Origin of the sequence: Micromonospora sp. DT43, from assembly GCF_049841645.1 — a bacterium.
Classification (GTDB): Bacteria; Actinomycetota; Actinomycetes; order Mycobacteriales; family Micromonosporaceae; genus Micromonospora.
This window is the reverse complement of record NZ_JBNCKR010000001.1, coordinates 721,279-748,261: the sequence shown is the minus strand read 5'-3', so window position 1 is coordinate 748,261 and position 26,983 is coordinate 721,279. Positions and strand designations below refer to the sequence as shown.

Sequence of the window (26,983 nt, the reverse complement as noted above, 5' to 3'; positions counted from 1 at the left end):
GGACCACCGCAACGAGCCCGACTACTTGGAGTAGAGCTCGACGATCAGCTGCTCCTGGACCTGCGTGTCAATGACCTGCCGGGCCGGGAGGGAGTGCACGAGCACCTTCATCTGGCTGGGGATTGCCTCCAGCCAGGCCGGCACCGTCTTCGAACCGGCCTGAGCCTGCGCCACCACGAACGGGGTGAGCTCCTTGCTCTTGCCCCGGACCTCGATGATGTCGTGCTCCTTGACGCGGTACGACGGGATGTCGACCTTCTTGCCGTTCACCGTGAAGTGACCGTGCTTGACCAGCTGGCGGGCCATGTCCCGCGAGTGGGCGTAGCCGGCCCGGTAAACGACGTTGTCCAGCCGCGACTCGAGGATCTGCAGGAGGACCTCACCGGTCTTGGCCTGCTTGCCAACGGCTTCCTCGTAGTAGCCACGGAACTGCTTCTCCAGCACGCCGTAGACACGACGGGCCTTCTGCTTCTCGCGGAGCTGGAGCAGGTACTCCGTCTCCTTGGTGCGGCCGCGGCCGTGCTGCCCGGGCGGGAACGGCCGGGACTCGAACGGGCACTTCGGACCATCGCACTTGCTGCCCTTGAGGAACAGCTTCATCTTCTCCCGCCGGCAACGGCGGCAGTCTGCACCGGTGTAACGAGCCATCTCTCTCTACCTCTCAGACCCGGCGACGCTTCGGCGGACGGCACCCGTTGTGCGGCTGCGGGGTGACGTCGGCGATCTGCCCGACCTCGAGGCCCACGGCCTGCAGCGAACGGATGGCGGTTTCCCGGCCGGAGCCGGGGCCCTTGACGAACACGTCGACCTTGCGCATGCCGTGCTCCATGGCGCGACGCGCGGCAGCCTCGGCGGCCAGCTGCGCGGCGAACGGAGTCGACTTGCGGGAGCCCTTGAAGCCCACCTGGCCAGCGGAGGCCCAGGAGATGACCGCACCGGTCGGGTCCGTGATGGACACGATGGTGTTGTTGAAGGTGCTCTTGATGTGCGCCTGCCCGTGGGCGACGTTCTTGCGTTCCTTGCGCCGGACCTTCTTGACAGCGGCTCCGGCACGAGCCTTCGGTGGCATAAGTCTTCTGCGCTCCTATTACTTCTTGCCGGGCTTCTTCTTGCCGGCGACGGTCCGCTTCGGGCCCTTGCGGGTCCGTGCATTGGTCTTGGTCCGCTGGCCACGCACGGGCAGGCCCCGGCGGTGCCGGATGCCGGCGTAGCAGCCGATCTCGACCTTGCGGCGGATGTCAGCGGCGACCTCGCGGCGCAGGTCGCCTTCAACCTTGTAGTTGCCCTCGATGTGGTCGCGGAGCTGCACGAGCTCCTCGTCCGTGAGGTCCCGAGCGCGCTTGTCCGGCGAGATGCCGGTGGCGGCGAGTGTCTCCAGGGCGCGGGTGCGACCGACCCCGAAGATGTAGGTGAGCGCGATCTCCATCCGCTTCTCGCGGGGGAGATCCACGCCGACTAGACGTGCCATGTGCGGGCGTACTCCTCGTGATATGTGGCGGAGGTGTGGACCCGTCCCACCCCGCTACCGGCCGTCCCGTCTTTCCGACGCTGTCAGCGCCGGCGACCGGGATCGGTCGCTGCCCAAGCGGGCCCCGGCCTCCGACCGGGGGTCAGCCACGTAGGAGTACGTCTCGCGTACCGCTCGCGGCTGGGACGAGCATGTGTGATGTGTGTGTCGCAGGGGATCTGCCCGGACCAACGCCACCCGGCCGTTGTCACGGCCGAACGGGCTGAGTCAGCCCTGGCGCTGCTTGTGGCGCGGGTCGCTGCAGATGACCATGACCCGGCCGTGCCGGCGGATAACCCGGCACTTCTGGCAGATCCTCTTGACGCTCGGCTTGACCTTCACGGTTGCCTTACTTCCCATCTGGCCCGGGAACGCGCGATACGCGAGACCGGACGTCGAAGACGGACACGGGACTTCCCGGCCGCCGTCAGGACTACTTGTAGCGGTAGACGATGCGCCCGCGGGTCAGGTCGTACGGCGAGAGTTCGACGACGACCCGGTCCTCCGGCAGGATGCGGATGTAGTGCTGCCGCATCTTGCCGCTGATGTGAGCCAACACCTTGTGGCCGTTCGCGAGCTCCACCCGGAACATGGCGTTCGGCAGGGGCTCGATGACCCGACCCTCGATCTCAATGGCTCCGTCTTTTTTCGGCATGTCCTCCGCTGTCCTGACGTCGATTGCTCCGGGCGGCCCACAACGTCTTACACGGAAATCTGATCAGAATCAGAAGACCGCGCCAGCCGCGGCTCCAGGTCCCACCGAAGCGCAGGGTGGGCATGCCGGAGTGGACGCTGTGCGCCGAACAGAAAGTGTACGCCGGCCTGCGCGCCGTCGCCAAACCGGCCACCCACCCCATCCCCGCGTCGCCCCTGGCGCCCCCGCCCGGCCCTCCGATGATCTCCGCAAACCGCGCCCCGCATCGACGGTTGATCATGAGATTGACGGGTCCACACGGGGCCGCCGACCTCGTCAACTCCATGATCACCGGTGGTTCGGTGAGGTGGGTCGGCCCGGTGGGGTCGCTGGGTCAGGTTTCGGGTTTGGGGTCTTCTGGGTCGTTGGTGTGCAGCTCGCGGCGGCGCTCGCGCTTGGCCCGCCTGCGCTCACGCCGGCGCTCCCGCTGGATCGCCTGGCGGCGGGGCTCTCCCCCGGCCAGCCCGCCGACCGTCCGGAGCACCAACACCGCGCCCCACGGGCCGGCCACCCAGCCCGGCCAGAAATAGAGCAGTTCCTGGCTCAGCAGCGAGGTCACGCCCCAGATCGTCACCACGATGGCGACCACCTTCAGGTACGGCAGCCACACCTCGGCCAGCCAACGGCCGACGTGGCCGTGCACGACCGGGGTGGGCCGACCGACGGGCGGCTCGGCCGGCGCGCTGGCCGGCCGCAGGGCCGAATGCTCCGGGGGCGCCACCGGCGGCAGATCGGTGAGCAGGGCGTCCAGCTCGGCGTACGTGCGCGCCGCGTAGGCCCGCTGCACCCGCTCGTCGTACTCGTGCAGGTCCAACCGGCCCTCGCCGAGGGCGACCCGTAGCCGGTCGGCAACCACCTCACGGTCCGCGTCCGCGGCCCGCATCCCGTCGCGCCCGTCCATGCCGGCAAGCATGCCACCGCCACGCCAGTCCCGTCCCGCCCGCCCGTCCCGCTCGCCCGCTCGCCGACATGCGTTGATCATGAAGTTATTGCCAGCTTCACCGGCGTGTCAGGGCAATAACTTCATGATCGACGAGCGGGGGGTGGGGGTTAGGGGGTGGTGGCGGGTTGGCGCGCGGTTACCAGGTCGCCGAGGCGGGCACGGCCGCCGTCGAAGGCCGTGAGCACCCACACGCCGTCAGGCAGCAGCGCCATCGAGTGCTCGACGTGCGCGGCGACCGACCCGTCCCGGGTGACGACCGTCCAACCGTCGGCCAGTTCGACAGTACGCGGCGACGCCATGGTGATCATGGGCTCGATCGCGAGCGCCATGCCGGGGACCAGACGTGGCCCCTTGCCCGGCCTACCGTGGTTGAGCACGTGCGGGTCCTGGTGCATCTCGGTGCCGATGCCGTGGCCACCGTAGCCGTCGACGATGCCGTACCGGCCGCCCTTGCGGACCGCCGTCTCCACCGCGTGCGAGATGTCGGTGAGCCGGCCCTTGCCGCTGGCCGCACCGCGCGCAGCGGCGGCGATGCCCGCCCACATCGCGTCCTCGGCGACCTCGGCCATCTTGAGCAGCGCCGGGTCGACGTCGCCGACCCCGACGGTGATGGCGGAGTCGCCGTGCCACCCGTTGAGCACCGCACCGCAGTCGATCGAGATGAGGTCTCCCTCGGAGAGCACCTGCTGCGGCGACGGGATGGCGTGCACGATCTGCTCGTTGACCGAGGAGCAGATCGACGCCGGGAAGCCGTGGTAGCCCTTGAAGGACGGGACGGCGCCCGCCTCGCGGATCGTCGACTCGGCGATGGCGTCCAGATCGGCCGTGCTCACGCCGGGGGCCACCGCCTCGCGTATCCGGCGCAGAGCCTCGGCGACCACGAGCCCGGCCGCGCGCATCTTGTCGATCTGGTCAGGGGTCTTCAGCTGGATGTCCAGCTGGGGACGACGCATGGAGCGGTTACCTTTCGTTGCCGAAAAGCGGGGCACGTCGCGCGTACCCCGCTCTTCGCACTCTATCCGCCGCGGTGCGGCGAGGACCTCAGCCGCCGTACGACCGCAGAGCGTCGATGGCCCTTGTGGTGACGTCCTCCACCGGGCCGGTGGCGTCGATCCCGACCAGCTTGCCCTGGGCGCCGTAGTAGTCGACCAGGGGCGCGGTCTTCTCGCTGTACTCCCGCAGGCGGGTGGCGATGGTCTCCGGCTTGTCGTCGTCGCGCTGGAACAGCTCGGCGCCACACCTGTCACAGATGCCCGGCCGGGTGGTGGCGTCGAACTCGACGTGCCAGATCTTGCCGCAACCCCGGCAGGTACGCCGGCCGGAGAGCCGCCGGATCACCTCGTCGTCGTCGACCACCAGCTCCAGGACCAGATCCAGGGCGGTGCCCAGATCGGCGAGGAGCTTGTCCAGAGCGGCGGCCTGCGGAGTGGTCCGCGGGAAGCCGTCGAGCAGGAAGCCCTCGCTGGCGTCGGGCTCGGCCAGCCGGTCCCGGACCATGTTGATGGTGACCTCGTCCGGAACCAGCTCGCCTGCGTCCATGTACCGCTTCGCCTCGACGCCGAGCGGCGTGCCCTGGGTGACGTTCGAGCGGAAGATGTCTCCGGTCGAGATCTTGGGTACCGACAGGTGCGCGGCAACGAACTCTGCCTGCGTGCCCTTACCCGCACCCGGCGGGCCAACCAGAACTAGTCTCATCTACCGCAGGAACCCTTCGTAGTTCCGCTGCATGAGTTGGCTCTCGATCTGCTTCACGGTCTCCAGACCGACGCCGACCATGATGAGCACAGCGGTGCCACCGAACGGGAAGTTCTGGTACTGCTGGCTGTCTAGCCAGATGAAGAAGAAGTTCGGCAGGATCGAGATGATGCCGAGGTAGAGCGCGCCCGGCAGGGTGATCCGGCTGAGGATGAAGTCCAGGTAGTCGGCCGTCGGCTTGCCCGGCCGGATACCCGGCACGAACCCGCCGTACTTCTTCATGTTGTCCGCGACCTCGGTCGGGTTGAACGTGATCGAGACGTAGAAGTACGTGAAGAAGATGATCAGCAGGAAGTAGACCGAGATGTAGATCGGGCTGTTCGGTGCGACCAGGTTGTTCTGGATCCACGCCTGGACCTTGCCCGGATCGTTCTGGTCGAAGAACTGCAGGGCCAACTGCGGGAGGTAGAGCAGCGACGAGCCGAAGATGACCGGGATGACACCCGCCTGGTTGACCTTCAGCGGGATGTAGGTCGAGGTGCCGCCGTACATCCGCCGGCCGATCATCCGCTTGGCGTACTGCACCGGGATCCGGCGCTGCGCCTGCTCGATGAACGTGACCGCGGTGATGACCACCAGAACCAGCGCGATGACGAGGGCGAACTTGCCCCAGCCCTGTTGGGTCTTGATCTGCCAGCCCTCGCCGGGCAGCCGCGCCGCGATCGAGGTGAAGATCAGCACGGACATGCCGTTGCCGACGCCCCGGTCGGTGATCAGCTCACCGAGCCACATGACCATGCCGGTGCCGGCGGTCATGGTGATCACCAGGACGGCCAGGGTCAGCCAGTCCGGGATGCCGGTGTTCTCGGGGATGATCGGGAACTGGTCGCAGCGGTTCTGGAACAGCTGACCCGAGCGGGCCAGCGCCACGAACGCCGAGGCCTGCAGCACGCCGAGACCGAGGGTCAGGTAGCGGGTGTACTGCGTGATCTTCGCCTGACCGGCCTGGCCCTCCTTGCGGAGCTGCTCCAGGCGCGGAATCACGACGGTCAGCAGCTGCAGGATGATCGACGCGGTGATGTAGGGCATGATGCCCAGCGCGAAGACCGAGAGCTGTAGCAGCGCCCCGCCGGAGAAGAGGTTGAGCAGATTCAGCGGGCCCGTCGTGTCACCCGAGATGGAGTCGAGGCACTTCTGCACGTTGCCGTACGAGACGCCCGGGCTGGGGAGCGTGGCACCCAGCCGGTAGACCGCGATGATGCCTACTGTGAACAGCAGCTTCTTGCGCAGGTCAGGCGTACGGAACGCACTGAGAAAGGCGGACAGCAACTTCTTCCTCCTGCGCGAGGCGGGCCGCCGGTGAACCCTGGCGGGTGGGGGTGGATCACGGGCGAGTGCCCGCAATCCATGGCTGGGATGGGACTCTAACAGCCCTGTCCCGCTCCGGGCAGGTGTGCCCGGCTACATAAACCGAATCCGATATTACCGGGCGCACACGGCCCAGGCAGACCTAGGCGCCCGCCAGTTGCTCACAACCGACGGGCGCCGAGGTCGTACGCCTTACAGCTCGGTGGCGGAGCCACCGGCGGCGGCGATCTTCTCCTTGGCCGACGCGCTGAACGCGTGCGCCGACACCTGGAGCGCCACCCCGCCAAGGTCCCCGGTGCCGAGGACCTTGACCGGCTGGCCCTTGCGGACCGCTCCGGCCTCGACCAGCTCGAGCGGGCCAACCTGGCCACCGTTCGGGAACAGCTCGGCGAGCCGGTCCAGGTTGACCACCTGGAAGACCACCTTGAACTTGTTCTTGAAGCCCTTCATCTTCGGCAGGCGCATGTGGATGGGCATCTGCCCACCCTCGAACGCCGCCGAGATGTTCTTGCGGGCCTTGGAGCCCTTCGTACCGCGACCAGCGGTCTTGCCCTTGGAACCCTCACCACGACCCACACGGGTCTTCGCGGTCTTGGAACCGGGCGCCGGGCGCAGGTGATGCACCTTGATCGTCATTACTCGACCTCCTCGACCTTCACGAGGTGGCTCACAGTGAAGATCATGCCGCGGATCTCGGGCCGGTCCTCCTTGACCACCACGTCGTTGATCCGCTTGAGACCGAGCGAACGCAGCGACTCACGCTGGTTGTGCTTGGTCCCGATACCGGACCGGAGCTGGGTGACCTTCAGGCGTGCCATCAGCGCGCCACCCCCGCACGCGACGCCAGCATGGCGGCCGGCGCGACGTCCTCCACCGGCAGGCCACGACGCGCCGCGACCTGCTCGGGGGACTCAAGCCCCTTCAGGGCCGCCACGGTGGCGTGCACGATGTTGATCGGGTTCGACGAGCCGAGGCTCTTGGAGAGCACGTCGTGGATCCCGGCGCACTCCAGCACGGCGCGCACCGGACCACCGGCGATGACACCCGTACCGGCCGAGGCCGGCTTGAGCAGCACGACGCCAGCGGCGTCCTCACCCGTCACCGGGTGCGGGATCGACTGACCGATCCGCGGAACCTTGAAGAAGTGCTTCTTGGCCTCCTCGACACCCTTGGCGATGGCCGCGGGCACCTCCTTGGCCTTTCCGTAGCCCACGCCGACCGTGCCGTCGCCGTCGCCCACGATCACCAGGGCGGTGAAGCTGAAGCGACGACCACCCTTCACGACCTTGGCGACGCGGTTGATCGCGACGACCCGCTCAAGGTGCGGGGTCTTTTCGACGGGCGCGTTTCCGCGGCCGCCCTCACGGCGGTTGTCGCGGCGACCACCCTCGTTGCCACCGGACCCGCCGCCACGGCGCTGTTGACCTGGCATCAGCAGCCTTCCTTATCTCTCGTGACGGGGTTGTTAGAACTCGAGCCCGGCTTCGCGGGCGGCGTCGGCAAGCGCGGCGACTCGCCCCGCGTACCGGTTGCCGCCGCGGTCGAAGACGACCTTGGAGACGCCGGCGGCCTTGGCCCGCTCGGCGAGCAGGGCGCCCACCTTGCCGGCGAGGGCGCTCTTGTCGCCCTCCGTACCGCGCAGCGAGGAGTCCAGGGTCGACGCCGACGCCAGGGTGTGACCCTTGGTGTCGTCGACGATCTGGGCAACCATGTGCCGCAGCGAACGGGTGACGACCAGGCGCGGACGCTCGGCCGTACCGGTGACGTTCTTGCGGACGCGGAAGTGCCGACGCGCACGCCCAACGGCGCGCTTGGCGGCGACGCCGCGGCGGCGCTTGAGCAGCGTGGCGCTCACTTCTTACCTGCCTTTCCAGCCTTGCGGCGGATGACCTCGCCCTGGTACTTCACGCCCTTGCCCTTGTAGGGCTCCGGCGGACGGATCTTCCGGATGTTGGCGGCGACCTCACCGACCTGCTGCTTGTCGATGCCGGCCACGTGGAACAGGGTCGGCCGCTCCACCGTGAAGGTGATGCCCGCCGGCGCGGGAACGACCACCGGGTGCGAGAACCCGAGCGCGAACTCGAGGTCCGAACCCTTGGCGGTGACCCGGTAACCGGTGCCGGCGATCTCCAGGCTCTTGCGGTAGCCCTCGGTCACGCCGACGATCATGTTGGCGACCAGGGTACGGCTCAGGCCGTGCAGCTCCTTGGCCTTGCGCTCGTCGTTCGGGCGGTTGACGTTCAGCTGCCCGTCCTCCGCGCGCTCGACCGTGATCGGGTCGGCGATCGTGTGCTGCAGCTCGCCCTTCGGGCCCTTGACCTTGACGGTCTGCCCGTCGATCGTGATGTCGACGCCGGCTGGTACCGGGATCGACTTACGTCCAATTCGCGACATTTCTACCAGTCTCCCGTTACCAGACGAAGGCGAGGACTTCCCCGCCAACACTCCGCTTGCGGGCCTGCCGGTCGGTCAGCAGCCCCTGGGACGTCGAAATGATCGCCACGCCCAGCCCACCGAGCACCCGCGGGAGCCCGTCCGACTTGGCGTACACCCGGAGACCGGGCTTGGACACGCGCTTGATGCCGGCCAGGCTCCGCTCGCGGTTCTGGCCGTACTTCAGCTCGACGACCAGTCGCTTGCCGACGGCACCCTCCTCGGGCTCCTCGACCGACCAGGTGGCGATGTAACCCTCGGCCTTCAGGACCTCGGCGATGTTCGCCTTGATCTTGGAGTAGGGCATCTTCACCTGATCGTGGTACGCCTGGTTGGCGTTACGCAGACGCGTGAGCATGTCTGCGATCGGGTCGGTCATCGTCATGGATTTCGTCAGCCTTTCTCGCCGGGGTTCCCGGGGCATCAGCCCCGGGCCTACGGCGAAGAGCAATACCTAATCGGTGCAGGAGTTCCCGGCTGACAGCCGGGACGCGGTCGCCCTTACCAGGAAGCCTTGGACACACCCGGCAGCTCACCGCGGTGGGCCATCTCCCGGATGCAGACCCGGCAGAGCCCGAACTTGCGGTAGACCGCCTTCGGACGCCCGCACCGCTGGCAGCGGGTGTACGCGCGAACCGAGAACTTCGGCTTCGCGGCCGCCTTGATGATCAGCGCCTTCTTGGCCATCTCAGTTCTCCTTGAACGGGAAGCCCAGGAGCTTGAGCAGCGCCCGGCCCTCGTCGTCGGTCGTGGCGGTGGTGACCACCGTGATGTCCATGCCCCGCTGGCGATCGATCCGGTCCTGGTCGATCTCGTGGAACACGGACTGCTCGGTCAGACCGAACGTGTAGTTGCCGTGCCCGTCCAGCTTGCGCCCGTCCAGACCGCGGAAGTCGCGGATACGCGGCAGCGCGATGGACAGCAGCCGGTCCAGGAACTCCCACATCCGGTCGCCGCGGAGGGTCACCTTCGCGCCGATCGGCATGCCCTCGCGGAGCTTGAACTGCGCGATGGACTTGGTCGCCCGCCGCACCTGCGGCTTCTGGCCGGTGATCGTGGCGAGGTCGCGGACCGCGCCGTCGATCAGCTTGGCGTCGCGAGCAGCCTCGCCGACACCCATGTTGACGACGATCTTGACCAGCCGCGGCACCTGCATGGGGTTGCCGTAGCTGTTCTGCTCACGCAGCTGGGCCACGATCTCGTTGCGGTACCGCTCCTTGAGGCGCGGCAGGGTCTTTTCGGTAGCCGTGGTCATCACAGGTCCTTACCGGTGCTACGCGCGATGCGGACCTTCTGGCCGTTGTCGTCGAAGCGGTAACCGACGCGGGTCGGCTTGCCGTCGGAGTCCAGGACCTGCACGTTCGAGACGTGGATCGGGGCCTCCTGAGTGACGATGCCGCCGGTCTTGGCGCCACGCTGGGTGGTGCTGATGCGGGTGTGCTTCTTGACCCGGTTCACGCCCTCGACCAGGACCTTGTCCTGCCGCGGGTAGGCCGCGATGACCTTGCCCTTGGCACCCTTGTCCTTGCCGGCGATGATGACGACCGTGTCGCCCTTCTTGACCTTCACGGTCACAACACCTCCGGCGCGAGGGAAATGATCTTCATGAACCGCTTGTCCCGCAGCTCCCGACCCACCGGGCCGAAGATGCGGGTTCCACGCGGGTCCCCGCCGTCCTTGATGATGACGGCGGCGTTCTCGTCGAAGCGGATGTACGAGCCGTCCGGCCGGCGCTTCTCCTTGGCCGTGCGAACGACGACTGCCTTGACGACGTCGCCCTTCTTCACACCGGCACCCGGGATCGCGTCCTTGACCGTGGCCACGATGACGTCGCCGATGCTCGCGTAGCGCCGACCGGAGCCACCGAGAACCCGGATGCACAGGATCTCCCGAGCACCCGTGTTGTCGGCGACGCGCAGTCGCGACTCCTGCTGAATCACGTCTATCTCCTATGTCTGCCGGTTCTCCGGCCGCCGTCGCGGCCGGCCGGAGCCTGGCGGAACCTACGCCCGACGCATCGCCGGGCGAGCTCGAGCCTTCGCTACTTGGCCTTTTCCAGGATCTCCACGATCCGCCAACGCTTGGTGGCGCTCAGCGGCCGGGTCTCCATGATGAGAACCCGGTCACCGGTGCCAGCGGCGTTCTGCTCGTCGTGCACCTTCAGCTTGGCCGTACGGCGCATGATCTTGCCGTACAGCGCGTGCCGAACCCGGTCCTCGACCTCGACGACGACGGTCTTGTCCATCTTGTCGCTGATCACCAGGCCCTCGCGGACCTTGCGGCGCGACCGCGCGGCGGCGGTGGCGGTCTCTTCGGTCATGATGCAGTCACCTCAGTCGGCGCGGCCGAGAGCCCCAGCTCGCGCTCACGCATGATCGTGTAGATCCGGGCGATCTCCCGACGGATGACCTGCAACCGCCGGTTGTTGTCCAGCTGCCCGGTTGCGGCCTGCACGCGGAGGTTGAACAGCTCCGCCTTGGCCTCCCGCAGCTTCGTGACCAGCTCCTCTTCGGAGAGCTCACGCAGCTCGGTCGCCTTAACGCCCGCTGCCATCAGGATTCACCCACTTCGCGCGTAACAATGCGGCACTTCATCGGGAGCTTGTGAATCGCGCGACGCATAGCCTCTCGCGCGGTCTGCTCGTTGGGGAAGGACATCTCGAAGAGAACCCGCCCCGGCTTGACGTTGGCGACCCACCACTCGGGCGAACCCTTACCGGAACCCATCCGGGTCTCGGCAGGCTTCTTGGTGAGGGCCTGGTCCGGGAAGATCGTGATCCAGACCTTGCCACCACGCTTGATGTGGCGAGTCATCGCGATACGTGCCGACTCGATCTGCCGGTTCGTCACGTACGCCGGCTCGAGAGCCTGGATCCCGAACTCGCCGAACACCACCCGGTTACCACCCTTGGACGCGCCACTGCGGTCCGGGTGGTGCGGCTTGCGGAAGCCCTTCGGGGGCTTGCGCGGCATCAGCATCTGTCAGCCCTCCTGCTGCGTTTCTGCCGGAGCAGCCGCGGCCGCGACAGCAGCGCTGTCGACCGGCTCGCCACTCGGCGTCTCGGCCTGCTGCGCGATGGTGGTCGCAGCAGCCCGACCGGCCTCGGTGCCACCAGCGGTCGTGCCGGACGAACCGGACCGGCCACGGCGCGGACGCTCGGGACGGTCGCCGCGCTCACCACGACGCGGGCGCGACGGACCGGCCTCGGCCGGAGCCTCCCGGCCCGGAACCGCGTCACCCTTGTAGATCCAGACCTTCACGCCGATCCGGCCGAAGGTCGTACGGGCCTCGAAGAAGCCGTACTCGATGTTGGCCCGCAGCGTGTGCAGCGGAACCCGGCCCTCGCGGTAGAACTCGGTCCGGCTCATCTCGGCGCCGCCGAGGCGACCCGAGACCTGAACCCGGATGCCCTTGCAGACCGGGTTCTTCATGGCCGACTGCATGGCCTTGCGCATCGCCCGACGGAAGCTGACCCGGCTGGACAGCTGCTCGGCCACGCCCTGCGCGACGAGCTGAGCGTCCGACTCGGGGTTCTTCACCTCGATGATGTTCAGCTGGACCTGCTTGCCGGTGAGCTTCTCGAGCTCGCCGCGGATCCGGTCGGCCTCCGCACCCTTACGGCCGATGACGATGCCCGGCCGGGCGGTGTGGATGTCGACGCGGACGCGGTCGCGGGTGCGCTCGATGTCGACCTTGGAGATCCCGGCACGCTCGAGGCCCTTGGACATCATGCGGCGGATCTTGACATCCTCGCCGATGTAGTCCTTGTAGAGCTTGTCTGCGAACCAGCGGGACTTCCAGTCGGTCGAGATGCCGAGCCGGAACCCAGTGGGGTGAACCTTCTGACCCATTACTCGGCGTCCTCCGTCTTGCTCTGCGCTTCGGCCGGTGCGGCCTCCGTGGCCGGGGCGGCCTTCTTCGCCGCGGCCTTCCTCGGCGCTGCCGGCGCGACCGCCTCGACTGCCACGGTGATGTGGCAGGTGCGCTTGCGGATCCGGTACGCCCGGCCCTGCGCCCGCGGCTGGAACCGCTTCATCGTCGGGCCCTCGTCCACGAACGCCTCGCTGACGAGCAGCGCGTCAGGGTCCAGCCGCTCGTTGTTCTCCGCGTTCGCGATCGCGCTAGCGAGCACCTTGTACACCTGCTCACTCGCAGCCTGCGGCGCGAACTGCAGCACCGTGAGAGCCTCCTTCGCGGGCAGGCCGCGGACGAGGTTGACCACCCGGCGCGCCTTCATCGGCGAGATGCGCACGTGCCGCGCAACCGCCCGCGCGCCCGGAAGCACCGGAGCGTCGCCCTTTCCTGGCATCGCTGTAACCCCTTGTTCCCTCTATCCGTATGCCCGCGGCGTCAGCGCCGACGGCTCTTCCGGTCGTCCTTCTCGTGACCCTTGAACGTGCGGGTCAGCGCGAACTCGCCGAGCTTGTGCCCGACCATCGCCTCGGTCACGAACACCGGGACGTGCTTGCGTCCGTCATGCACGGCGATCGTGTGCCCGAGCATCTCCGGGATGATCGTCGAGCGCCGCGACCAGGTCTTGATCACGTTCTTCGAGCCCTTGTCGTTCTGTACTTCCACCTTCTTGAGCAGGTGGTCGTCTACGAACGGGCCCTTCTTGAGGCTGCGAGGCATGTCTTATCTCCCTCAGCCGCGCTTACGCGTGGCGTAGCGGCGGCGGACGATCAGCTTGTCGCTCGGCTGGCCCTTACGGCGGGTGCGGCCCTCGGGCTTACCCTGCGGGTTGACCGGGTGGCGACCACCGGAGGTCTTACCCTCACCACCACCGTGCGGGTGGTCGACCGGGTTCATGGCGACACCACGGACGGTCGGGCGCTTGCCCTTCCACCGCATACGGCCGGCCTTACCCCAGTTGATGTTCGACTGGTCGGCGTTGCCGATCTCGCCGACGCTCGCGCGGCAGCGCACGTCCACCCGCCGGATCTCGCCGGACGGCATACGCAGGGTCGCGTACGCGCCCTCGCGGCCGAGCAGCTGGATGCCGACGCCTGCGGAACGGGCCAGCTTGGCCCCGCCGCCCGGACGCAGCTCCACGTTGTGGATCGTGGTACCGACCGGGATGTTGCGCAGCGGCAGGTTGTTACCCGGCTTGATGTCGGCGCCCGGACCGGACTCGACGCGGTCGCCCTGCTTCATGTCCTTCGGCGCGATGATGTACCGCTTCTCGCCGTCGGCGTAGTGCAGCAGCGCGATACGCGCCGTGCGGTTCGGGTCGTACTCGATGTGAGCGACCTTCGCCGGCACGCCGTCCTTGTCGACCCGCTTGAAGTCGATCAGACGGTACTGGCGCTTGTGACCGCCACCGTGGTGCCGCGTGGTGATCCGGCCGTGGGCGTTACGCCCGCCCTTCTTCGGCAACGGAGCCAGCAGCGACTTCTCCGGCGTGGACCGGGTGATCTCGGCGAAGTCGGCGACGCTGGAGCCACGTCGGCCCGGCGTCGTCGGCTTGTACTTACGGATAGCCATTGTCTACACCCCTCAGCTGACCGGGCCGCCGAAGGCCTCGATACGGTCACCGTCAGCCAGCTTCACGATCGCCCGCTTGGTCGCCTTGCGCTGACCGAAGCCGGTCTTGGTGCGCTTGCGCTTACCCTGGCGGTTGAGCGTGTTGACCGTCAGGACGCGGACGTCGAAGATCTGCTGGATAGCGATCTTGATCTCGGTCTTGTTCGCGTCCGGGTGCACCAGGAAGGTGTACCAGTTCCGGTTCAGCTCGCTGTAGCTCTTCTCCGAGACGACCGGCGCCACGATGATGTCGCGCGGGTCGGCGATCGTGCTCACTTGCCACCCTCCTCGGTGGTCTCGGCGGGCACGCCCAGGAACTCGTCCAGGGCGTCCTTGGTGAAGACCACGTCGTCGGCCACCAGCACGTCGTACGTGTTCAGCTGGCCGGACTCGATCAGGTGCACGCGCGGCTCGTTGCGCAGCGACACCCAGTTCAGCTCGTCGGTGCTGCTCAGCACGACGAGAACCCGACGGGCCTCGGTGAGCTTGGTCAGCGTGGCCAGCGCGGCCTTGGTCGACGGCTTCTCGCCCGAGACGAATGCCTCGACGACGTGCACCTGCCCGGCGCGTGCCCGGTCCGAGAGGGCACCGCGGAGCGCGGCGGCCTTCATCTTCTTCGGGGTCCGCTGGCTGTAGTCGCGCGGCACGGGACCGTGCACCACGCCACCGCCGGCGAACTGCGGCGCGCGGATCGAGCCCTGCCGGGCGCGACCGGTGCCCTTCTGCTTGTACGGCTTCTTGCCGCCACCGGCGACCTCGCCGCGGGTCTTGGCCTTGTGCGTGCCCTGTCGGGCCGCCGCGAGCTGGGCCACCACGACCTGGTGCATCAGCGCGACGTTGGCCTGCACGTCGAAGATGTCCGCCGGCAGCTCGACCGAGCTGCTGGTGGTGCCTTCGACGGTGCGTACGTCAACGGTGGTCACTTGGCCGCACCGCCCTTCTTCACCTTGCTCTTGGCCGCGGTACGGACCAGAACCAACGCGCCCTTGGGGCCAGGAATGGCACCCCGGACGAGCAGCAGGTTGTTCTCGGTGTCGACCGCCTGGACGGTGAGGTTCTGCACGGTGTAGCGCACGCCACCCATGCGGCCGGCCATCCGGGTGCCCTTGAAGACACGACCCGGGGTGGCGCAGGCGCCGATGGAACCGGGCGAGCGGTGCTTGCGCTCGACACCGTGGCTGGCGCGCAGACCGTGGAAGCCGTGCCGCTTCATCGGGCCGGCGTAGCCCTTGCCCTTGGTCTTGCCGGTGACGTCGATCGTGAGGCCGGCCGGGAACTCCTCGACCGTGACCTCCTGGCCGAGCGAGTATTCCCCAGCGTCCGTGGTGCGCAGCTCGACGATGTGCCGGCGCGGCGCCACGTCCGCCTTCGCGTAGTGCCCGCTGACCGGCTTCTTGACCTTGCGCGGGTCGATCGTGCCGTACGCGAGCTGGACCGCGGAGTAACCGTCCTTCTCGGCGCTACGAACCTGGCTGATGACGCACGGGCCGGCCTCGACCACGGTCACGGGAACAACGCGGTTGTTGTCCCAGACCTGGGTCATGCCGAGCTTGGCGCCCAGGATCCCCTTGACTTGCCTGTCCATTTGTCCGGTCCCTACAGCTTGATCTCGATGTCGACGCCAGCCGGCAGGTCGAGGCGCATGAGCGAGTCGACCGTCTTCGGGGTCGGGTCGATGATGTCGATCAGCCGCTTGTGCGTGCGCATCTCGAAGTGCTCGCGCGAGTCCTTGTACTTGTGCGGCGAGCGGATAACGCAGAAACGGTTGATCTCCGTGGGCAGCGGCACCGGGCCCGCGACCTGCGCCCCGGTGCGCGTCACCGTCTCGACGATCTTCCGAGCCGAGGAGTCGACGACCTCGTGGTCATAGGCCTTGAGCCGGATGCGGATCTTCTGTCCCGCCATGGTGGCTTCTGTTCCTTCTCTCGATGCCGCTGTGTTGCGGGCGCCTGTACCGGCTGGCACAGGCCCACTTCGCCGACCCCCGCGGTCGGGCGTGTCGCGCCCTCGGGCCGGGCTCCGCCCCGTGGTTCCGGAGTGGTGCTGACCGCGCGGTGGGTCAAGGCGCCGATCGCGTTACCGCGACCTGAACGCCGTGCGAGGGTGGTTGGCGACTGGGCCGCCAACCACCCTACGCTCGACTGTCTCGCCACCCGGAGGTTCAGCGAAAGCCGAACACAGGCGACGAACTGTCGTTACGCAACCTGACTAGTATGCCGCACGACCGGCGGCGGGTCTAATCGGGGTTACCTAGCTCACTTGATGATCTTGGTGACGAACCCGGCGCCGACGGTGCGGCCACCCTCGCGGATCGCGAACTTGAGGTTCTCCTCCATGGCGATGGGCTGGATCAGCTTCACCGACATGGTGGTGTTGTCGCCCGGCATGACCATCTCGGTGCCCTCGGGGAGGGTGACGACACCGGTGACGTCCGTGGTCCGGAAGTAGAACTGCGGGCGGTAGTTCTGGAAGAACGGGGTGTGCCGGCCGCCCTCCTCCTTGGAGAGGATGTAGACCGTCGCCTCGAACTCCGTGTGCGGGGTGTTCGAGCCCGGCTTCACGACGACCATGCCGCGCTCGACCTCGTCGCGCTTGGTGCCGCGCAGCAGCAGACCGACGTTCTCGCCTGCGCGGGCGTCGTCCAGGGTCTTCCGGAACATCTCGATCGCGGTGACCTTGGTCTTGAAGCTCTTCTCCTTGATACCGACGAGCTCAACATCCTCGTTCGGCAGGAGAACGCCGCGCTCCACACGACCGGTGACGACGGTGCCACGACCGGTGATCGTGAAGACGTCCTCAACCGGCATCAGGAACGGCTTGTCAACCTCGCGGTCCGGCTGCGGGATCGAGGTGTCGACCGCGTTCATCAGGTCCAGGAGCTTGCCGGTCCACTCGGGGTCACCCTCGAGGGCCTTCAGCGCCGAAACCCGAACGACCGGCAGGTCGTCACCCGGGTACTCCTGCGAGGAGAGCAGCTCACGGACCTCGAGCTCGACGAGCTCCAGGAGCTCCTCGTCGTCGACCATGTCGCTCTTGTTGAGCGCCACGACGATGTACGGCACGCCAACCTGACGCGCGAGCAGCACGTGCTCACGGGTCTGCGGCATCGGGCCGTCGGTCGCCGCGACCACCAGGATCGCGCCGTCCATCTGCGCGGCACCGGTGATCATGTTCTTGATGTAGTCGGCGTGCCCAGGGCAGTCGACGTGCGCGTAGTGCCGCGACTCGGTCTGGTACTCGACGTGCGCGATCGAGATCGTGATGCCGCGGGCCTTCTCCTCCGGCGCCTTGTCGATCTCGTCGAACGGCGTGTAGGGGTTCAGGTCCGGGTACTGGTCGTGCAGGACCTTGGTGATGGCCGCCGTCAGCGTCGTCTTACCGTGGTCGATGTGACCAATGGTGCCGATGTTGACGTGCGGCTTAGTCCGCTCGAACTTAGCCTTCGCCACTGGTGTCCTCCTGTGGACTTCTTGGTTCGTACGCCCGGCGCGCCGGTCGGCGCTTAGGACTCTGTCGACAGCCTTTCCGGCCGAACGGCCGGAGAGCCTTTGTGGGTTCTGCGGCGATGAAGCCTACAGGCCCGGTCTCACGCGATCCGATCGTGGTGGCCGCGGGCGGGTGAAACCACCCACGACCGACCACGAATCACCTGCTCGGGGCGTTACTCGCCCGTTGCCTTGGCGATGATCTCCTTCGCGACGCTCTGCGGAACCTCGGCGTAGGAGTCGAACTGCATGCTGTAGCTAGCCCGGCCCTGGGTCTTCGACCGCAGGTCGCCGACGTAGCCGAACATCTCCGACAACGGCACCAGAGCCCTGACGATGCGGGCGCCGCTGCGCTCCTCCATCGCCTGGATGATGCCGCGGCGGGAGTTGAGGTCACCGATGACGTCACCCATGTTCTCCTCAGGAGTGGTGACTTCAACGGCCATCATCGGCTCGAGCAACGCCGGATCGGCCTTGCGGGCCGCGTCCTTCATCACCATGGAGCCGGCGATCTTGAATGCCATTTCCGACGAGTCGACCTCGTGGTACTGGCCGTCCAGCAGGGTCAGCTTCACGCCGACCAGCGGGAAGCCCGCCAGGATGCCGTACTGCAGCGCGTCCTGCGCACCGGCATCCACCGACGGGATGAACTCCCGGGGGATGCGGCCGCCACTGACGGCGTTGGCGAACTCGTAGGTCGGCGAGTCGTTGTCCAGAGGCAGCGGCTCGACGCTCACGATGACGCGGGCGTACTGGCCGGAACCACCGGTCTGCTTCTTGTGGGTGTACTCGACCTTGTCCACCTTGCGGCGGATGGTCTCGCGGTACGCCACCTGGGGCTTGCCGACGTTCGCCTCGACGTTGAACTCGCGGCGCATCCGGTCGACCAGGATGTCCAGGTGCAGCTCACCCATGCCGGAGATGACCGTCTGACCGGTCTCCTCGTCCAACTGGACGCGGAAGGTCGGGTCCTCCTCGGCCAGGCGCTGGATGGCCGTACCCAGCTTCTCCTGGTCGGACTTGGTCTTCGGCTCGATCGCCACCGAGATGACCGGCTCCGGGAAGGTCATCGACTCCAGGATGACCGGGTTCGCCGGGTCGGAGAGCGTGTCACCGGTGGTGGTCTGCTTGAGACCCTGGACGGCGATGATGTCGCCGGCCCGCGCCGACGGACGCTCTTCCCGCTTGTTGGCGTGCATCTGGTAGATCTTGCCGATCCGCTCCTTGCGGTCCTTGGTGGAGTTGACCACCTGGGAACCGGAATCGAGCGTGCCGGAGTAGACCCGCACGTAGGTGAGCTTGCCGAGGTGCTTGTCCGTCTGGATCTTGAAGGCCAGGCCGGAGAAGGGCTCCGAGTTCGACGGCTTCCGCAGCAGCGGAGTCTCGCCGTCGGGGGCCGTACCCTCGATCGCCGGAACGTCCAGCGGCGACGGCAGGAAGTCGACCACGGCGTCGAGCATGGGCTGGACGCCCTTGTTCTTGAACGCCGAGCCGCACAGCACCGGGTTGGCCTTGCCGGCGATGGTGGCACGCCTGATGGCGGCCTTGATCTCCTCGGGGGAGACCTCCTCGCCCTCCAGGTACTTCTCCATCACCGAGTCGTCGACGTCGGCGAGGGTCTCCATCAGCTTCTCGCGCCACTCGGTCGCGGAGTCGACCAGGTCGGCCGGGATCTCCTCGATCGCGTAGTCCTCACCCTTCTGGGTCTCCCCGCGCCAGGTGAGGGCGCGCATGCCGATCAGGTCGACGACGCCGATGTGGTCGCCCTCGAGCCCGATCGGGATCTGGAGCACCAGCGGGGTGGCGTTCAGCCGGTCGATCATCATCTGCACGCAGCGGAAGAAGTCGGCGCCGGTCCGGTCGAGCTTGTTGACGAAGCACATCCGCGGGACGTTGTACTTGTCGGCCTGCCGCCAGACGTTCTCGGTCTGGGGCTCCACGCCGGCGACACCGTCGTAGACCGCGACCGCACCATCCAGCACACGCAGCGACCGCTCGACCTCGACCGTGAAGTCGACGTGACCGGGCGTGTCGATGATCTGGATCGTGTGGCCCTTCCACTCACACTTGGTAGCAGCGGAGGTGATGGTGATACCACGCTCCTGCTCCTGCTCCATCCAGTCCATGACGGCAGCGCCCTCGTGGACCTCACCGATCTTGTACGTGATGCCGGTGTAGAACAGGATTCGCTCGGTGGTCGTGGTCTTACCGGCATCGATGTGCGCCATGATGCCGATGTTGCGTACGTTGGCGAGCGCGTCTGCGGCGGCCACTTCAATCCCTACTTATCGTCGTCTCGACTCAACTGGCGGCGGTTCCGGCGCCCGGTGGGGGCGCCGGAACCAGGGTGTTACCAGCGGTAGTGCGCGAAGGCCTTGTTGGACTCGGCCATCTTGTGCGTGTCCTCGCGCCGCTTGACGGCGGCACCGAGGCCGTTGCTCGCGTCCAGCAGCTCGTTCATCAGCCGCTCGACCATGGTCTTCTCACGCCGGGCGCGGGAGTAGGTGACCAGCCAACGCAGGCCCAGGGTGGTCGCCCGGGTGGGGCGGACCTCGACCGGAACCTGGTAGGTGGCGCCACCGACACGACGGCTACGCACCTCGAGGGTCGGCTTGACGTTGTCCATCGCCCGCTTGAGGGTGACGACCGGGTCGGTGCCGGACTTCTCGCGGCAGCCCTCGAGGGCCGCGTACACGATGGTCTCGGCGAGCTGGCGCTTGCCGCGCAGCAGGATCTTGTTCACCAGCTGGGTGACCAGCGGCGAGTTGTACACCGGGTCAGCGACCAGTGGCCGCCGCGGAGCGGGTCCCTTACGCGGCATGTCAGCTCTTCTCCTTCTTCGCGCCGTAACGGCTGCGCGCCTGCTTGCGGTTGCGGACACCCTGGGTGTCCAGCGAGCCGCGGACGATCTTGTAACGCACGCCGGGGAGGTCCTTCACCCGGCCGCCGCGAACGAGCACGATCGAGTGCTCCTGCAGGTTGTGACCGACGCCCGGGATGTAGGCGGTCACCTCGATCTGGCTGCTGAGCTTCACACGAGCGACCTTGCGCAGCGCGGAGTTCGGCTTCTTGGGGGTGGTGGTGTACACGCGGGTGCACACGCCGCGCCGCTGGGGAGACCCCTTGAGCGCCGGGGTCTTGGTCTTGGTCGTCTTGGCCTGACGGCCCTTTCGGACCAGCTGCTGAATGGTGGGCACCGGGTTTCTCCGCTCCCTTCGGCCGCTGTACGCGGCCGCGCCGTCTGCTCGTTAGCCGGCCTGATGACCGGCTCTCCTACATTCCGACCAGGGCCACCTTGCGGAGGTCCCGGCACCCGCGGTCGGGCGTGTCGCCCAGCTCACGGTCCCGGTGCGGACGCTTTCGCAGGCGTACCGGGGTTTTCTGTCACCGGCGCGCGGATTGCCCCGCCCCGGATCTCTGGCTTGTCGTGCCGCCGTCCGGACTCCGGATCCAGCGCACGCACGAGTTGCCCGGGCACGCCCGGGCACAAGGGGAAAGAGTACCTACCACAGCCGTCCAGGTCAAAACGGAATGGGTCGGCGACCGTCTCACACCCGCCGGCCGGATCTCGTCCCGCCTCGTCGCCCGCGATGGGCACCTACAGACACAAGTGTACCGGCTTCCCCGCCGGACCACCCGTCGCCCCCAGGGAGGCACTGCGGATCCGGCGCCCCGGCACCGCCGAAGCGGTGCGCGGCGTCACGTCAGGGTGATCAGCAACGCCAGACCCAGACCCAGCAGGCTGAGCAGCGCACCCGCCGCACCGCAACTGATGCCCGCCACCGCCAGTCCGCGCCCGGTGAACCGGACCGCCGACGGCGCGGCCGGCCGGCCGATCTGCCGCCGACCGAGCAGACCGGTGACGATCGCCGCCACTCCCGCCAGCACCCCCAGCACCGTGAAGGCGCCGGAGGCCCAGACGCCGCCGTCGTTCCCGAACGCCACCCCGAAGCAGATCACCAGGAGCGAGACCAGGATCGACGCGATTCCCGCCACCAGCGCCCCGGTCGCCAGGCCGGAGGTGACCGGCGCCACGTCCAGGTGCACCACGCCGAACGGCGTGCCCGGGACCGCCTCCACCCGCTTCGGCGGTCGCCGCTTGTCGTCGGTGGGCGGCGGCACCGGCCGAGCGGCAGCCACACCCCACCCGGGCGACGCCGGCTGACCCCAGCCCGCCGGCGCACCAGGCCCCGCCGGCTGACCCCAACCCCCAGGCGCGGCCGGCCCCGAAGCAGGCTGCCCCCAGCCCGCCGGCGCACCGGGCCCGGACGGCGGCTGACCCCAACCGTGCGGAACCCCGGGGCCCGCCGGCGGCTGACCCCAACCGGGGGCACTCGCGGGCCCCGATGGCGGCTGGCTCCAGCCAGGGGCAGCCGCCGGTCCCGACGCCGGGTGACCCCAGGCGGGGGCAGGCCCCGATGGCGGCTGGCCCCAACCCTGCGGCAGCGGCGCACCGGACGCGGGATGGGGTTGGCCCTGTCCGGGCGGAACGGCCCCGCCCCCCTCGGCCGCGGGCGGACCCCACCCGGGCGGCGGCGCCCCCCAACCCGACGGCGGCGTACCCCAACCCGACGGCGGCGTACCCGGATCGGAGGTCTCGGCGGGTGCAGTCGGCTGCCCGTCCGGATCGGGTCGTGCCCAGTCGTTCGACGCGGAGGGGGCCGGGCCCGCGGCCGGCGCGCCAGGATTCCCGGCCGGTTCGTCCGCCGGGGGCCGCGCCGGTTCCGTCACGAGGTCCTCCTGTCGACAGGGCCGCCGCCGCCGAGCGGCGGACACCGGCCAGGCTACCGCCGAAAGCGGCGCCGTCCGCGCCGGGCGTGGCCGATGGAACTGTCAGTCCATGTTCGCCGGGTAGTCGTGGCCGAACGGCACACCGGCCAGCCGGACCACGCCGATCACCACGGCGACGACCACGCTGACCGCAACCAGCACCAGGCCGGTCCAGGCCAACCGTTCGCCCCTGCGCAACCAGACACCGCCGGTCAGGAAACCCCCCGAGGCGTACGCCTCCCGGCGGGCCTGCCGGGCCAGTTGCAACGCGACAGTCGCCGGCACCACCCCGCCGATGAACAGTCCGGTCAGCATGCCGAGCAGCCCCAGCGCGAAGACCGCCCGCGCCTTCGTGGCACGGGCCGGGTCCGGGTCCAGCGGGTGGCGCAGCCCCTGGGACGCGACGGACACCTGTCCGGGTGCGGTCGTCATGCCTCCATCATGCCCAACCCGGTCGACCGCCGGGTCGGTCCGGACACGACGAGGCCCCCGGCAGGTGCCGGGGGCCTCGTCGGTGTCGGTGCTTAGCGGTACGACCCGAAGTCGAAGTCGTCCAGCGGAACAGCCTGCCCGCTGGCCGGCCCGAACCCGTAGTCGGTCTCCGGGTAGCCGGTCATCGAGTAGACCTTGGCCTTGGCCTCCTCGGTCGGCTCGACCCGGACGTTGCGGTACTTGCTGATGCCCGTACCGGCCGGGATGAGCTTACCGATGATCACGTTCTCCTTGAGGCCGACCAGCGAGTCGCTGCGCGAGTTGATCGCAGCGTCGGTCAGCACCCGGGTGGTCTCCTGGAAGGAGGCCGCGGAGAGCCAGGAGTCGGTGGCCAGCGAGGCCTTGGTGATACCCATCAGCACCGGACGGCCGGCGGCGGGCTCGCCACCCTCCGACACGAGTCGGCGGTTCTCCGACTCGAACAGCGCCCGGTCGACGAGCACACCCGGCAGGAACTCCGTCGAGCCGGAGTCGATGACCGTCACCCGCTTGAGCATCTGGCGGATGATGATCTCGATGTGCTTGTCGTGGATGAGCACGCCCTGCGAGCGGTAGACCTCCTGGACCTCACTGGTCAGGTGGACCTGGACCGCCCGCGGACCCATGATCCGCAGCAGCTCGTGCGGGTCGATGGTGCCCTCGGTGAGCTTCTCGCCGACCGCGACGTGACCGCCGTCGTGGGTACGGAGCTTGACGCGCTTCGAGATCTTGTCGTAGACGATCTCTTCGCTGCCGTCGTCCGGCACCACGATGATCTTCCGCGAGCGCTCGCCGTCCTCGATCCGGATCCGACCCGGGGTGTCGGCGATGGGCGCCTTACCCTTCGGGACCCGAGCCTCGAAGATTTCCTGGACACGCGGCAGACCCTGGGTGATGTCCTCACCCGCGACACCACCGGTGTGGAAGGTACGCATCGTCAGCTGCGTACCGGGCTCACCGATGGACTGGGCGGCGATGATGCCGACGGCCTCACCGATGTCGACCGACTTGCCGGTCGGCAGCGAGCGGCCGTAGCAGGCAGCGCAGACGCCCAGCTTCGACTCGCAGGTGAGCACGCTGCGCACCCGGACCGTCTCCACCCCGGCGGCGACGATCTTGTCGACACCGATGGAGTTGATGTCCTGGCCACGCTCGGCGACCACGGTGCCGTCCGGCCCCTTGATGTCGTCGGCCAGGGTCCGGGCGTGCACGCTGGTCTCGGCGTGGGTGTGGACGACGAGCTTGCCGTCCAGCTTCTCGCCGATCTGCATCGGGATCGCCCGGTCGGTGCCGCAGTCCTCCTCGCGGATGATCACGTCCTGGGAGACGTCCACCAGACGACGGGTCAGGTAACCCGAGTCGGCGGTCCGCAGCGCGGTGTCGGCGAGACCCTTACGGGCACCGTGCGTGGAGATGAAGTACTCCAGCACGGACAGACCCTCCCGGTAGCTGGCCTTGATCGGCCGCGGGATGATCTCGCCCTTCGGGTTGGCCACCAGACCACGGATCGCCGCGATCTGCCGGAGCTGGAGCAGGTTACCGCGGGCACCCGAGTTGATCATCTTCCACAGTGGGTTCTCCTGCGGCAGCGCGGTGTCCATCTCCTTGGCGACCTCGTTGGTCGCCTTGGTCCAGATCTCGATGAGTTCGCCGCGACGCTCCTCGGCGGTCATCAGACCACGCTGGTACTGCTTGTCGATCCGGTCGGCTTCCTTCTCGTACTTCGCCAGGATCTCCGCCTTGCGCGGCGGAGCGATGACGTCCTCCATGCCGATCGTCACGCCGGACCAGGTGGCCCAGTGGAAACCGGCCTCCTTGAGCCCGTCCAGGGTGGCGGCCAGCGCCACCTTGGGGAAGCGCTCGGCGAGGTCGTTGACGATCGCGGAGAGCTGACCCTTGCGGATCTCGTAGTTCACGAAGCGGTAGCCCTGCGGCAGCGTCTCGTTGAACAGCACCCGGCCCAGGGTGGTCTCCACGGTCAGCGGGTCACCCTCGACCCAGCCTTCCGGGGCGGTCCACGCCTCGGCGCCAGCGCCGTTGTCGACACCGACCACGTTGCGCAAGCGGATCTTCACCGGCGCCTGCAGGTGCAGCTCGCCGTTGTCGAACGCCATCCGCGCCTCGGCGTCCGAGCTGAACGCCCGGCCCTCGCCCTTCTCACCGGGGGTGAGGTGGGTGAGGTGGTAGAGGCCGATGACCATGTCCTGCGTGGGCATGGTGACCGGCTTGCCGTCGGCCGGCTTGAGGATGTTGTTCGACGACAGCATCAGGATCCGTGCCTCGGCCTGGGCCTCGGCGGACAGCGGCACGTGCACCGCCATCTGGTCACCGTCGAAGTCGGCGTTGAACGCGGTGCAGACCAACGGGTGGATCTGGATGGCCTTGCCCTCGACCAGCTGCGGCTCGAAGGCCTGGATGCCCAGACGGTGCAGGGTCGGCGCGCGGTTGAGCAGCACCGGGTGCTCGCCGATGACCTCTTCCAGCACGTCCCACACGACCGGGCGCTGACGCTCGACCATCCGCTTGGCGGACTTGATGTTCTGCGCGTGGTTGAGGTCCACCAGCCGCTTCATCACGAACGGCTTGAACAGCTCCAGCGCCATCTGCTTGGGCAGACCACACTGGTGCAGCTTGAGCTTCGGGCCGACCACGATGACCGAACGGCCGGAGTAGTCGACGCGCTTGCCCAGCAGGTTCTGGCGGAATCGCCCCTGCTTGCCCTTGAGCATGTCGGACAGCGACTTGAGCGGGCGGTTACCCGGACCGGTGACCGGCCGGCCGCGGCGGCCGTTGTCGAACAGCGCGTCGACGGCCTCCTGGAGCATCCGCTTCTCGTTGTTGACGATGATCTCGGGAGCACCGAGGTCGATCAGCCGCTTGAGGCGGTTGTTCCGGTTGATCACGCGGCGGTACAGGTCGTTCAGGTCCGAGGTCGCGAAGCGGCCACCGTCGAGCTGCACCATCGGGCGCAGGTCCGGCGGGATGACCGGGACGCAGTCCAGCACCATGCCGAGCGGCGAGTTGCGGGTGTTCAGGAACGCCGCCACGACCTTGAGCCGCTTGAGCGCCCGGATCTTCCGCTGGCCCTTGCCGGACCGGATGGTCTCCCGCAGGCTCTCAGCCTCGGCGTCGAGGTCCATGTTCTGGACCAGCGCCTTGATCGCCTCGGCGCCCATGGAACCGGTGAAGTACTCACCGAACCGGTCGCGCAGCTCGCGGTAGAGCAGCTCGTCGGTGACCAGCTGCTTCGGCTCCAGCTTGCGGAAGGTGTCAAGCACCTCGTCCAGGCGGTCGATCTCGCGCTGGGCCCGGTCGCGGATCTGGCGCATCTCGCGCTCTCCGCCCTCCTTGACCTTGCGCCGGACGTCCGCCTTGGCACCCTCGGCCTCCAGCTCGGCCAGGTCGGCCTCGAGCTTGGCGGCCCGCTTCTCGATCTCCGAGTCGCGGCTGTTCTCGGACTGCCGCTTCTCGGCCAGGATCTCGTTCTCGATCGTCGAGATGTCACGGTGACGCGACTCGGCGTCCACGCTCGTCACGACGTACGAGGCGAAGTAGATGATCTTTTCGAGGTCCTTCGGGGCGAGGTCCAGCAGGTAACCCAGCCGGCTCGGAACGCCCTTGAAGTACCAGATGTGGGTCACCGGAGCGGCGAGCTCGATGTGCCCCATCCGCTCACGACGGACCTTGGAGCGAGTCACCTCGACGCCGCAGCGCTCACAGATGATGCCCTTGAACCGGACGCGCTTGTACTTACCGCAGTAGCACTCCCAGTCCCGCTGCGGACCGAAGATCTTCTCGCAGAAGAGTCCGTCCTTCTCCGGCTTCAGGGTGCGGTAGTTGATCGTCTCAGGCTTCTTGACCTCGCCGTGCGACCACTGACGGATGTCGTCGGCGGTGGCGAGACCAATGCGCAGCTCGTCGAAGAAGTTGACGTCGAGCACTCTGTCCCCTATGTCGTCGTCTGTACTGCTAATTCTCGGGTGGGGTCGGGGGGCGGCGAGCCCGCCCCCCACCCCGCACCACACACCGCGGCGACCCCGCGCGGCGGGCGGCGGGGCAGGGCGCAGCCCCGCGCCCCCGCGGCCCGGAACCCC

At 68.1% G+C, this 26,983-nt stretch carries 37 protein-coding genes; all 37 read right to left on the bottom strand.

What is annotated here, in order from left to right:
* Window positions 1–21: 21 nt before the first annotated feature.
* Entirely contained in the window at window positions 22–648 is a 627-nt protein-coding gene (rpsD, locus tag ACLQ26_RS03515) for a 30S ribosomal protein S4 (protein ID WP_007465229.1), read from the bottom strand.
* A 13-nt stretch (window positions 649–661) separates the two neighbouring features.
* Window positions 662–1,069 carry a 30S ribosomal protein S11 gene (rpsK, locus tag ACLQ26_RS03510; RefSeq protein ID WP_030329919.1) on the bottom strand — a complete coding sequence of 136 codons (408 nt, stop codon included), beginning with the start codon at window positions 1,067–1,069 and terminating at the stop codon, window positions 662–664.
* Window positions 1,070–1,087: 18 nt separating this feature from the next.
* The gene (gene rpsM / locus ACLQ26_RS03505) at window positions 1,088–1,468 is read right to left on the bottom strand and encodes a 30S ribosomal protein S13 (RefSeq protein WP_007465236.1); all 381 of its coding nucleotides are present in this window, start codon (window positions 1,466–1,468) and stop codon (window positions 1,088–1,090) included.
* A gap of 267 nt (window positions 1,469–1,735) precedes the next feature.
* Entirely contained in the window at window positions 1,736–1,849 is a 114-nt protein-coding gene (gene rpmJ, locus ACLQ26_RS03500; protein WP_088952025.1) for a 50S ribosomal protein L36, read from the bottom strand.
* A 91-nt stretch (window positions 1,850–1,940) separates the two neighbouring features.
* Complete coding sequence (infA, locus tag ACLQ26_RS03495) at window positions 1,941–2,162, bottom strand: translation initiation factor IF-1 (protein WP_007073013.1); 222 nt, start codon at window positions 2,160–2,162, stop codon at window positions 1,941–1,943.
* Between the two features lie 373 nt (window positions 2,163–2,535).
* Window positions 2,536–3,084: a DUF1707 SHOCT-like domain-containing protein gene (locus ACLQ26_RS03490; protein WP_425743141.1), complete on the bottom strand. Its 549-nt coding sequence runs from the start codon at window positions 3,082–3,084 to the stop codon at window positions 2,536–2,538.
* A gap of 167 nt (window positions 3,085–3,251) precedes the next feature.
* Window positions 3,252–4,097, bottom strand: a complete 846-nt coding sequence (gene map, locus ACLQ26_RS03485) for a type I methionyl aminopeptidase (protein ID WP_425743043.1) — start codon at window positions 4,095–4,097, stop codon at window positions 3,252–3,254.
* A gap of 88 nt (window positions 4,098–4,185) precedes the next feature.
* Window positions 4,186–4,839: an adenylate kinase gene (locus tag ACLQ26_RS03480; protein WP_007465256.1), complete on the bottom strand. Its 654-nt coding sequence runs from the start codon at window positions 4,837–4,839 to the stop codon at window positions 4,186–4,188.
* Window positions 4,840–6,168, bottom strand: coding sequence for a preprotein translocase subunit SecY (gene secY, locus ACLQ26_RS03475; protein ID WP_363680453.1), 1,329 nt, complete (start codon window positions 6,166–6,168; stop codon window positions 4,840–4,842). It lies immediately after the preceding gene.
* A gap of 231 nt (window positions 6,169–6,399) precedes the next feature.
* The gene (rplO, locus tag ACLQ26_RS03470; protein WP_007465260.1) at window positions 6,400–6,843 is read right to left on the bottom strand and encodes a 50S ribosomal protein L15; all 444 of its coding nucleotides are present in this window, start codon (window positions 6,841–6,843) and stop codon (window positions 6,400–6,402) included.
* Window positions 6,843–7,025 (bottom strand): 50S ribosomal protein L30, encoded by a 183-nt coding sequence (gene rpmD / locus ACLQ26_RS03465; RefSeq protein ID WP_007465262.1) that lies wholly within the window; start codon window positions 7,023–7,025, stop codon window positions 6,843–6,845. The genes rplO and rpmD overlap by 1 nt, the downstream gene beginning before the upstream one ends.
* The gene (gene rpsE, locus ACLQ26_RS03460; protein WP_007465263.1) at window positions 7,025–7,639 is read right to left on the bottom strand and encodes a 30S ribosomal protein S5; all 615 of its coding nucleotides are present in this window, start codon (window positions 7,637–7,639) and stop codon (window positions 7,025–7,027) included. The genes rpmD and rpsE overlap by 1 nt, the downstream gene beginning before the upstream one ends.
* A 33-nt stretch (window positions 7,640–7,672) precedes the next feature.
* Entirely contained in the window at window positions 7,673–8,062 is a 390-nt protein-coding gene (gene rplR / locus ACLQ26_RS03455) for a 50S ribosomal protein L18 (protein WP_425743042.1), read from the bottom strand.
* Window positions 8,059–8,601 (bottom strand): 50S ribosomal protein L6, encoded by a 543-nt coding sequence (gene rplF / locus ACLQ26_RS03450; protein WP_007465267.1) that lies wholly within the window; start codon window positions 8,599–8,601, stop codon window positions 8,059–8,061. The genes rplR and rplF overlap by 4 nt, the downstream gene beginning before the upstream one ends.
* 16 nt (window positions 8,602–8,617) lie before the next feature.
* The gene (gene rpsH / locus ACLQ26_RS03445) at window positions 8,618–9,025 is read right to left on the bottom strand and encodes a 30S ribosomal protein S8 (protein WP_007465270.1); all 408 of its coding nucleotides are present in this window, start codon (window positions 9,023–9,025) and stop codon (window positions 8,618–8,620) included.
* A gap of 116 nt (window positions 9,026–9,141) precedes the next feature.
* Window positions 9,142–9,327 carry a type Z 30S ribosomal protein S14 gene (locus ACLQ26_RS03440; RefSeq protein WP_007465272.1) on the bottom strand — a complete coding sequence of 62 codons (186 nt, stop codon included), beginning with the start codon at window positions 9,325–9,327 and terminating at the stop codon, window positions 9,142–9,144.
* 1 nt (window position 9,328) lies between these two features.
* Complete coding sequence (gene rplE, locus ACLQ26_RS03435; RefSeq protein WP_124776994.1) at window positions 9,329–9,895, bottom strand: 50S ribosomal protein L5; 567 nt, start codon at window positions 9,893–9,895, stop codon at window positions 9,329–9,331.
* Complete coding sequence (gene rplX / locus ACLQ26_RS03430) at window positions 9,895–10,215, bottom strand: 50S ribosomal protein L24 (RefSeq protein ID WP_030489591.1); 321 nt, start codon at window positions 10,213–10,215, stop codon at window positions 9,895–9,897. The genes rplE and rplX overlap by 1 nt, the downstream gene beginning before the upstream one ends.
* Window positions 10,212–10,580 carry a 50S ribosomal protein L14 gene (rplN, locus tag ACLQ26_RS03425; RefSeq protein ID WP_007073026.1) on the bottom strand — a complete coding sequence of 123 codons (369 nt, stop codon included), beginning with the start codon at window positions 10,578–10,580 and terminating at the stop codon, window positions 10,212–10,214. Before rplN ends, rplX begins: the two co-directional genes overlap by 4 nt.
* Window positions 10,581–10,681: 101 nt before the next feature.
* Window positions 10,682–10,960 (bottom strand): 30S ribosomal protein S17, encoded by a 279-nt coding sequence (gene rpsQ, locus ACLQ26_RS03420; RefSeq protein ID WP_030489590.1) that lies wholly within the window; start codon window positions 10,958–10,960, stop codon window positions 10,682–10,684.
* Window positions 10,957–11,193 (bottom strand): 50S ribosomal protein L29, encoded by a 237-nt coding sequence (gene rpmC, locus ACLQ26_RS03415; RefSeq protein ID WP_007465283.1) that lies wholly within the window; start codon window positions 11,191–11,193, stop codon window positions 10,957–10,959. The genes rpsQ and rpmC overlap by 4 nt, the downstream gene beginning before the upstream one ends.
* Window positions 11,193–11,618 (bottom strand): 50S ribosomal protein L16, encoded by a 426-nt coding sequence (gene rplP, locus ACLQ26_RS03410; RefSeq protein WP_053653940.1) that lies wholly within the window; start codon window positions 11,616–11,618, stop codon window positions 11,193–11,195. Before rplP ends, rpmC begins: the two co-directional genes overlap by 1 nt.
* Window positions 11,619–11,621: 3 nt before the next feature.
* Window positions 11,622–12,491 (bottom strand): 30S ribosomal protein S3, encoded by an 870-nt coding sequence (gene rpsC / locus ACLQ26_RS03405; protein ID WP_007465294.1) that lies wholly within the window; start codon window positions 12,489–12,491, stop codon window positions 11,622–11,624.
* Window positions 12,491–12,949, bottom strand: a complete 459-nt coding sequence (rplV, locus tag ACLQ26_RS03400; protein ID WP_007465297.1) for a 50S ribosomal protein L22 — start codon at window positions 12,947–12,949, stop codon at window positions 12,491–12,493. The genes rpsC and rplV overlap by 1 nt, the downstream gene beginning before the upstream one ends.
* Window positions 12,950–12,990: 41 nt before the next feature.
* Window positions 12,991–13,272 (bottom strand): 30S ribosomal protein S19, encoded by a 282-nt coding sequence (gene rpsS / locus ACLQ26_RS03395; RefSeq protein ID WP_007465299.1) that lies wholly within the window; start codon window positions 13,270–13,272, stop codon window positions 12,991–12,993.
* A gap of 12 nt (window positions 13,273–13,284) precedes the next feature.
* Complete coding sequence (rplB, locus tag ACLQ26_RS03390) at window positions 13,285–14,124, bottom strand: 50S ribosomal protein L2 (protein WP_007465301.1); 840 nt, start codon at window positions 14,122–14,124, stop codon at window positions 13,285–13,287.
* A gap of 12 nt (window positions 14,125–14,136) precedes the next feature.
* The gene (gene rplW, locus ACLQ26_RS03385; protein WP_088998352.1) at window positions 14,137–14,439 is read right to left on the bottom strand and encodes a 50S ribosomal protein L23; all 303 of its coding nucleotides are present in this window, start codon (window positions 14,437–14,439) and stop codon (window positions 14,137–14,139) included.
* Window positions 14,436–15,086 (bottom strand): 50S ribosomal protein L4, encoded by a 651-nt coding sequence (gene rplD, locus ACLQ26_RS03380; protein WP_007465305.1) that lies wholly within the window; start codon window positions 15,084–15,086, stop codon window positions 14,436–14,438. The genes rplW and rplD overlap by 4 nt, the downstream gene beginning before the upstream one ends.
* The gene (gene rplC, locus ACLQ26_RS03375) at window positions 15,083–15,748 is read right to left on the bottom strand and encodes a 50S ribosomal protein L3 (protein WP_266246328.1); all 666 of its coding nucleotides are present in this window, start codon (window positions 15,746–15,748) and stop codon (window positions 15,083–15,085) included. Before rplC ends, rplD begins: the two co-directional genes overlap by 4 nt.
* A gap of 11 nt (window positions 15,749–15,759) precedes the next feature.
* Window positions 15,760–16,068, bottom strand: a complete 309-nt coding sequence (gene rpsJ / locus ACLQ26_RS03370; RefSeq protein ID WP_007073037.1) for a 30S ribosomal protein S10 — start codon at window positions 16,066–16,068, stop codon at window positions 15,760–15,762.
* 350 nt (window positions 16,069–16,418) lie between these two features.
* On the bottom strand, window positions 16,419–17,612 hold the full coding sequence (gene tuf / locus ACLQ26_RS03365; protein WP_393300542.1) for an elongation factor Tu: 1,194 nt from the start codon (window positions 17,610–17,612) through the stop codon (window positions 16,419–16,421).
* A 212-nt stretch (window positions 17,613–17,824) separates the two neighbouring features.
* Window positions 17,825–19,921, bottom strand: coding sequence for an elongation factor G (gene fusA, locus ACLQ26_RS03360; protein WP_425743041.1), 2,097 nt, complete (start codon window positions 19,919–19,921; stop codon window positions 17,825–17,827).
* 77 nt (window positions 19,922–19,998) lie between these two features.
* Complete coding sequence (gene rpsG / locus ACLQ26_RS03355; RefSeq protein ID WP_030489583.1) at window positions 19,999–20,469, bottom strand: 30S ribosomal protein S7; 471 nt, start codon at window positions 20,467–20,469, stop codon at window positions 19,999–20,001.
* Between the two features lies 1 nt (window position 20,470).
* A complete protein-coding gene (gene rpsL / locus ACLQ26_RS03350) occupies window positions 20,471–20,845 on the bottom strand; it encodes a 30S ribosomal protein S12 (RefSeq protein ID WP_007465318.1) in 375 nt (124 codons plus the stop codon).
* 502 nt (window positions 20,846–21,347) lie between these two features.
* Window positions 21,348–21,728: a hypothetical protein gene (locus tag ACLQ26_RS03345; RefSeq protein ID WP_425743140.1), complete on the bottom strand. Its 381-nt coding sequence runs from the start codon at window positions 21,726–21,728 to the stop codon at window positions 21,348–21,350.
* A 753-nt stretch (window positions 21,729–22,481) separates the two neighbouring features.
* Entirely contained in the window at window positions 22,482–22,850 is a 369-nt protein-coding gene (locus tag ACLQ26_RS03340; RefSeq protein WP_425743039.1) for a hypothetical protein, read from the bottom strand.
* A 92-nt stretch (window positions 22,851–22,942) separates the two neighbouring features.
* Window positions 22,943–26,830 carry a DNA-directed RNA polymerase subunit beta' gene (locus ACLQ26_RS03335; protein WP_425743038.1) on the bottom strand — a complete coding sequence of 1,296 codons (3,888 nt, stop codon included), beginning with the start codon at window positions 26,828–26,830 and terminating at the stop codon, window positions 22,943–22,945.
* Between the last annotated feature and the right edge of the window lie 153 nt (window positions 26,831–26,983).